The organism is Candidatus Accumulibacter vicinus (genome assembly GCF_000584955.1).
GTDB classification, from domain to species: Bacteria; Pseudomonadota; Gammaproteobacteria; order Burkholderiales; family Rhodocyclaceae; genus Accumulibacter; species Accumulibacter vicinus.
The window spans coordinates 37,632-44,525 of record NZ_JDSS02000031.1 but is presented as its reverse complement, the minus strand read 5'-3'; the positions used below and the strand labels follow the sequence as shown (position 1 = coordinate 44,525).

At 64.4% G+C, this 6,894-nt stretch carries 8 protein-coding genes; 3 read left to right on the top strand and 5 right to left on the bottom strand.

Going from position 1 to position 6,894, the window contains the following annotated elements; genetic code table 11:
- Both CAPSK01_RS14480 and CAPSK01_RS14475 read right to left on the bottom strand, forming a co-directional pair.
- On the bottom strand, positions 1–1,439 hold a 1,439-nt coding region (locus tag CAPSK01_RS14480), incomplete at its 3' end, for an ATPase domain-containing protein (RefSeq protein WP_034928337.1).
- A gap of 85 nt (positions 1,440–1,524) precedes the next feature.
- On the bottom strand, positions 1,525–2,256 hold the full coding sequence (locus CAPSK01_RS14475) for a Crp/Fnr family transcriptional regulator (protein WP_273703742.1): 732 nt from the start codon (positions 2,254–2,256) through the stop codon (positions 1,525–1,527).
- A gap of 345 nt (positions 2,257–2,601) precedes the next feature.
- Between CAPSK01_RS14475 and CAPSK01_RS23125 the strand changes: the two genes are divergently transcribed.
- The 3 genes from CAPSK01_RS23125 (at position 2,602) to CAPSK01_RS14465 (ending at position 3,813) form a co-directional block, all read left to right on the top strand.
- The gene (locus CAPSK01_RS23125) at positions 2,602–2,751 is read left to right on the top strand and encodes a lmo0937 family membrane protein (RefSeq protein ID WP_273703741.1); all 150 of its coding nucleotides are present in this window, start codon (positions 2,602–2,604) and stop codon (positions 2,749–2,751) included.
- Positions 2,752–2,797: 46 nt separating this feature from the next.
- Entirely contained in the window at positions 2,798–3,010 is a 213-nt protein-coding gene (locus tag CAPSK01_RS14470) for a hypothetical protein (RefSeq protein WP_034928098.1), read from the top strand.
- A gap of 479 nt (positions 3,011–3,489) precedes the next feature.
- Complete coding sequence (locus CAPSK01_RS14465; protein WP_034928095.1) at positions 3,490–3,813, top strand: hypothetical protein; 324 nt, start codon at positions 3,490–3,492, stop codon at positions 3,811–3,813.
- 166 nt (positions 3,814–3,979) lie between these two features.
- Here CAPSK01_RS14465 and CAPSK01_RS14460 read toward each other — a convergent pair whose 3' ends face one another.
- The 3 genes from CAPSK01_RS14460 to CAPSK01_RS23120 all read right to left on the bottom strand — a co-directional run.
- The gene (locus tag CAPSK01_RS14460) at positions 3,980–5,329 is read right to left on the bottom strand and encodes a cation:proton antiporter (RefSeq protein ID WP_034928092.1); all 1,350 of its coding nucleotides are present in this window, start codon (positions 5,327–5,329) and stop codon (positions 3,980–3,982) included.
- A 34-nt stretch (positions 5,330–5,363) separates the two neighbouring features.
- Complete coding sequence (locus CAPSK01_RS14455; protein ID WP_034928089.1) at positions 5,364–6,296, bottom strand: beta-ketoacyl synthase N-terminal-like domain-containing protein; 933 nt, start codon at positions 6,294–6,296, stop codon at positions 5,364–5,366.
- Positions 6,293–6,894: acyl carrier protein (locus tag CAPSK01_RS23120; protein ID WP_273703740.1), on the bottom strand; the 602-nt coding region annotated here is incomplete at its 5' end. The genes CAPSK01_RS23120 and CAPSK01_RS14455, both read right to left, overlap by 4 nt.

Below are 6,894 nucleotides of genomic sequence, written 5' to 3'. Positions count from 1 at the left end.
CTTGGCCGGCCACCCAGCAGCCCCTCGTGATCGGCGAGCCGCTCGCCGATCACGACGCCCTGGTCGTCGATATGGAACAGACGCAACTCGTTGGTGTGCGCGCTCGCGCGCACTTTCACCACGGCCATCACTCGCCGCAGGCAACTGTCCACCTCGATATAACGCTGCACGATGATCGCATCGGTCAGGAAGGCCGTGCCGTAGGGGCTGAAGCGCAGATCGTTGTAGCGGTCCTCCAGCTCCGAGGTCATCAGGACCGTGACGCCGGTGCTGGCCAGGGCCGACACCATGCGCGACAGCGATTCCCGGAAATTGTCACGGAAGGTGGGCGCCAGGGCAAGTTCAAAGCCGGAGAGCGAATCGATGACGACACGCGTCGCCCTGATCCGGTGGATTTCCGTGATCAGCAGCATCGCAATCTCGTCAACCGATAGTGCCGCGGCGCGCGTGTCGACGACGCCGACCCGGCCGCTCTCGATCAGATCGACCATGGCGCGGCCGCGCGAGTGGTTGGGCCGCTGTTCGAAAGCCGCGATCACCCCCGTCTCACCGCCGCGCGCGCCCTCGGCCAGAAAGGCGGCGGCCAGGATGCTCTTGCCCGACCCCGACGGGCCGGCGACCAGCAAGGAGTAGCCGCGCGGCAGACCGCCGCCCATCATCTCGTCCAGGCCGGGCACGCCCATCCGCAGGCGATCGCCGAAGGACGCCACCGATGGTGGAGGAGCCGGCATGGCGAGTTGCGGCGGAGCGAAGACGTGAATTCCCGCCGAGCTGATGCGAAAGGTGTGCAATCCCGGCAGGGTGCACTGCCCGCGCATCTTCATGATCTCCAGCTTGCGGACCATGGAGTTGCCCTGCACACTCTGGCGCAGCCAGAACAGCCCGTCGGTGACGGTGAGGATCGGGTTCTGATCGTTCTCGCTGAAGTAGCCTCCGATCAGGAAGGTCGTGGCCTGCCAGCTCGCCATCAGTACGCCGAGATCCTGGACGAATTGTTGTAGGCCGACGAGCGACTTGCCTTCATCGCGACTGGCGAGGACCACCGACGTAAAAGAATCCACGAAGACCAGTCCCGGCTGGCGTTCCTCGACTTCCGCGACGATGCGCCCGAGTACCCTGGCGATGTCGCCCGAGGCCGTGTCTTCCGCCAGGTTGATGAAGCGGACACTGTGGTTGAGCTTGTCGAGGTCGAAGAAGTCGAACTGCTGCTGGTAGCGCAACATTTTCAGCGGCGGCTCACCAATGGCCGTGAAGTAGAGTGCCGGGCGCTCGGGCGTCGCCAGCGCGAACATGATCTGGTGCGCCAGGGTGGTCTTGCCGCATCCGGGCTGGCCGGCGATGAGATTGAAGGAGAACTCGGGCAGGCCGCCTCCGAGCACTTCGTCCAGCCCCGGCACGCCGGTTCGTAGCTGCTTGATCGTCACTTTTCCGAAAGTCATGGCAAGTCATCCTGCGCGGCATGGCCGCTTGAAGGGTTGTCGAAGAGCGCCCTGGGCAGCCGTCGGGTGGGCAGAGAGAGCAAGCTCAGGTTGCCTTGCTTGCCGGCAGCAGGCGATCGTATTCCTTCTTGACGACGCCGTAGCACTCGCAACTGCGCCGTTCGAGCCCGGGACGGTCAAGTACCGTGATGTGCCCACGCCGGTAGTCGATCAGGCCGGCCTTGTGCAACTGGCCAGCAGCCTCGGTGACCCCTTCACGGCGAACGCCCAGCATGTTGGCAATGAGTTCCTGCGTCATCACCAGTTCGTCCGAAGCTAAGCGGTCCAGGCTCAACAACAGCCAGCGGCACAGTTGCTGATCCACCGAATGGTGCCGGTTGCAGGCCACCGTCTGCGCCATCTGGGTGATCAGGGCCTGCGTATAGCGCAGCAGGAGGTGCATCACGGAACCGGCGCGGTTGAACTCCAGGAGCAGCAGGTGCGCCTTCAGGGAGAATCCCCGGCCAGCGCTCTGCACCACCGCCCGGCTAGGCGTCGAGTCGCCCCCCATGAACAAGGAAACGCCGACGATGCCTTCGTGGCCCACGACGGAGATCTCGGCCGAGGCGCCGTCTTCCATCACCGACAGCAGCGAAACGATCGCCGTGGTCGGGAAATAGACGTGGCTCAGGCGTCTTCCGGACTCGTAAAGCACCTTGCCGAGGGGCAGGTCCACGGGTTCGAGCTGTGGCAGCCAGCGGGCCAGGTCGGCGTCCGGTAGTGCGGCAAGCAATTTGTTTTCCAGGGGGTCTTCCTGATGGTCGCCAGGCAAGGCCACGCTCCTCTCCAACGCGGTAGAACTGCCAAGCGCGAGTATACCCCACGTACCCCGACTCCGGTGCGGGCGCGCGCATCGGCGTCCCCACTTCACCGCGATTCTTCCGGATCTGCGCGCGCGATCCGGATTGACCGCTCGCGCCAACGGGAGAGCATGCAGGACCACGGCGACGGCCGGCGAGATCATATGTACGCAGGCGCACAGACACTTGCGGACCGTGACGAGGAGAATGCCTGTTGAGTTCAGCAAGCAGCGACAAGCGCGCTGGCCGAACCCGTCAAGGCCCGGTTTGAGCGCTTGCTTGACCGGGGAAACCCCAAATACAACCTGGAATGGATAATCGACATGCTCTACACAATCGCCGTCGTTCTCATCGTCCTGTGGCTCGTGGGTTTGGTTTCTTCCTACACCATGGGTGGCTTCATTCATATTCTCCTGGTGATTGCCATCGTCTCGATCCTGGTCAACGTCATTAGCGGGCGGCGTTCCGGCTGACGCCAGCATGACCATGAAGAAGGACACCCGGAAGATGAAAAAAACCATGAGCACCAGCAGGTTCTTCCTGCTTTCCCTGGCACTGGTCGCAAGCGCGACGGCTGCCTATGGCCTTGGCCGTCGCACCCGGCGTCTGGAGAAATACCAGCTCGAAGAAGGTTTGCGTAACTGGGAGGACGAGGGCGGGAACCTGGCGCCACCCGCCGATCAGGCCGTGCCGTCCATCGCCGCTCCTCAGAGCGTTGGCCCGAGTCTCTGACACCGGAATCGCGAGGACGCCCCCCTGTTCCCGCGCCGCTTTGCCGCCGGACGGCCACATCGGCTTCGCGTTTTCTGGCCTCGACCTGATGCGCAGCCCACTTGCAGGCGTTGTCGAGCAGGTTTCTGCCGGCATGCCGTCATGCCGTCATGGGTCTGGTCGATCTGCCAATAGCAGCCGGAGCAGAGCCGACTCAGGCGTCGGTCGTTGAGGGGCAGCGCAAGGCTTGCGTGTGCCCTTTTCCGTTGAGGGTCAACTTTTACAAAGCCATCGAACCCCAACTGAATGCCGGCTGCTGACCGATGGAAAACGTCATCGGTCGAGGAAATCGGCATGGACCGGGTCTACCGAACGCACAAGTGGGCCGGCATCCTGGCCATTTCCTTTGCCGCGATGCACAGGCTGATCGAGTTGTCGGGTGACATCCTCAAAACGACCGTCGGTCGCGAGGGTCGCTTGCCGAAGGAAAAATTGGCATCATGCCCTTCCTCGCCTGGCTGGAGTCGCTGCAGACCGATCCCGATGCGGCACCTGCGGCCGACCTGCACTACTGCACCCGCGATCAGGTGACCGATGCTTTTGTGCCGCGTCTCGAAGGCCTCTGTGCGAAGCTGCCCCGCATTCATCTTCATATTCACGGCGCACGGCAGGGAGCGACCTTGCAGGCGGCTTTGCTGGGCGAAGCAAGAAATGCGGAAATCTGGTTCTGCGGTCCGCGCGGGCTGGCCGATTCCTTGCTCAATGGCTTACGTGCCATGGGCGGGCCAGGGCGCTTCCATCAGGAGGCCTTCGAGATGAGCTGACGCGGGAGCTCGCTCGAAGAGTACGGACAATATTTCGATGATCCGGAGTTCAAGCCGATCAAGCACTGAGCCATTTGCCAAAGGCTGGTCAGAGAACCACCCGGCAAGCCGATGCTGATCGCGAGGTAATCCGCGTCAGCGCGCGGCGGAAGGCTGCAGCGACCTATCAGGGCGCTTCGTTGCCGTGCTTGCCGCTTGCGGTGCGGTCGCGCCGGCCGACTTTTCGCCTGGCGTACAGATTCATCAAGGGCGTCACGGAGATGCCATGGATGACGATCGAAACGGCCACGGTGGTCAGGGTAAGCGTGATCGCCTGGTCGACGACGGGGCCGGACAGGCCGTGGTTGAGGGCGAACATCAGATAGTAGATCGACCCGATGCCCCGGATGCCGAACCAGGAGATCAGAAGGCGCTGATCGCGAGACACCGCTTCTCCAAGCAAGCCAACCCACACCGATAGTGGGCGCAGCACCCCGAACAGCAGCAGCAGGAAGCCGAGCGTGGCCCAGTCGACGCGAACATAGGGCAGCATCGCGCCAACCACCAGAACGATGACCAGTTCGGCGATACGTTCCAGTTGCTCGTTGAAGCCGCGTACCGCCTGTTGCATATAGGCACTGGCCAGGTCAGGATGGGTGGCAACGGCAAGATGCGCTGTCTTGTTTTGCAAGCCGGCTGGCCCCTCCTTCGGAGCGCCCTGCGAGCGGCTATCCTCCTGCACGCGTTGCAGGGCCAGACCGGCGGCAAACACCGCCAGGAACCCGAGAGCGTGGGCAAGCTGCGCGACGCCGTAGGCCAGGGCGACGAGACCGAGGGCGAGAAACTCGTCGAGTCCGACGGCTTCCTGGTGATGGGTGCGCAGATAGATCACCAGTTTGCCGATCATCGTGCCGAGCAGAGCGCCGATGCCAAGTCCGCCCGCCAGCCCCCAGAGGACATCGATCGCCAGCCATCGCCAGCCGGCGGCGCCAAGATCGTGCAGACCGAGCAAACCGAGGCCGAGCAAGACGAACGGAAAGGCGGCGCCGTCGTTCAGCCCGCCCTCGCCGGTCAGGCTGAAGCGCAGCAGGTCGCGGTCACCGGGCTCGTCGACCTGGACGTCAGACGCCAGCACCGGGTCGGTGGGTGCCAGAATGCCCCCGAGCAGGACGGCGGCGCCGAGCGATAGTCCCATGAGAAAGAAGGCAACCGCGGCGATCAGCCCGACTGTCAGCGCCATCGACGCAAATGCCAGGCGGAGCGGCAAGCGCCACTGCCGGCTGGAAAGCGGCAGGCCCAGTTTCAAGCCGACGGAAAAGATGGAGATCAACAACGCGACTTCGGTAACGCGTTCGAGAATGTCGGGCACTTGTCGCGGGTCTGGCGTCATCAGCCCCCAACCGGCAGTGCCAAGGCCGAAGCCGACCGCCAGATAGAGCATCGAAGCGCTCACCGGCAGGCGCTTCAGCAACGAGCCGGCCAGGGCCATGGTGATCAGCAATGCGCCGATGAGCAGCGCCCATAGGGAAAAAGTCATCGCCCTGGCAGCACGACCGTCGGCCCCGCTTCAGCTACGACGCTGCACCGAGAACGAGGACGGCGTTCGTTCCTCCGAACGCGAACGAGTTCGACAGCATCGTCCGCACGACGGGGGTTTCGCGGGCCGCATTCGGCACATAGTCGAGGTCGCACTCCGGATCCGGCGCCTGCAGGTGCATCGTCGGCAAGACCACCGCGCTCTCCATGGCCAGCAGCGACAGCACACATTCGAGCGCACCGGCTGCGCCCAGCAGGTGTCCGTGCAGCGCCTTCGTCGCACTGATCGGAATACGGCCTGCGCGCTCGCCAAACACCGCCCTGATCGCCGCCGTCTCGATGGCGGCCAGCGTGTGCAGCGCCTCCCAGGCCTTCAAGGAACCGAAAGCAAGCGGCGCTTCGGCACCGCCGGCAATGGCCACCTTCAGGTCACCGCAGGCGACGCGCCGCCAGGCCTCGCCGATGGCCACCGCCGACGACGAGCAGGCGGTCGAATACGTCAGATTCGAGCCACACAGCGCGTGTTCGATGCCAATCCATGCGGCGGGCGCATTGTGCATGCCCATCAGCACGGTGAACGGCTTGATGCGGTCCGATGCGTCGCCGTAGAGTGTCTTGTAGCCGTCGTCGCTGGTCTGCGAGCCGCCCATCCCGGTACCGACAAAAACGCCGGCCCGGCGGCGGTCAAGCTGACTCAGGGCATCGCGCGCACCGTCGAGCGCCTGCGTGGCGGCGACGAGGGCGAACTGGCTGACCCGGTCGAGCATGCGCAGCTTCGGTGGCTCGAAATGCTTGGTGGCGTCAAAGCTTGCGCTAGCCACAAGGGGGGCGACGAGTCGCGTGGCGAACGGGACGTCGAGGCGGTGGATCGCCGAGCGGCCGGCCTGGGCATTGGCAAACACCGCGGCCGCGGCATTGCCGAGCGGCGAGACGACTCCCATGCCGGTGACTGCGACGCGCCTCCTCATCGTACGCATGAGGAGTGCAGCGTGGCTACGCCAGCCTGTGCATCACCACCGTGCTGCATCGCCATCAGCTCGTCGATGTGGCGAACCATGTCGCCGACGGTCGTCAGTCGTACCGAGTCCGGTGATAGCCGGATCCTGAATTGGTCTTCGACGGGGAACATCAGCTCGGCGACGCCGAGTGAGTCGATGCCCAGCCCTTCCAGCGGCGCATCGATTGTCACCGCATCCGGATCAAGCTGGTAGTCCTTGACCAGAATGGCACACAGTCCTTCGAGAGTGGTCGTCATCTGTTTTCCTTCGTTATGGTCATTGCGTGTTTTCCGGCCCCCCCGGAGGGCGGGCAAGGCGAATCCGTAGTCAGCGCTGGACGCGGCCGCCGTCACCCTGATCGGCGCCAGCGCGGCGATCGTCACGGCATTGACGGCGCAGCGCGTCTTGTCACCCCAGCGCGCGCCCAGCGTCAGCAGCCCCGGCCAGTTGCGTGCCAGTTCCATCAGCAAGGCAGCGGCGGCTGGCCGCATCGCGAGGTGGGCAAAGACTGCGGCCAGCCGCAGTCGCCGCTCGAACTGGCTGCGCCACGCCGCCGCATAACGGCGGA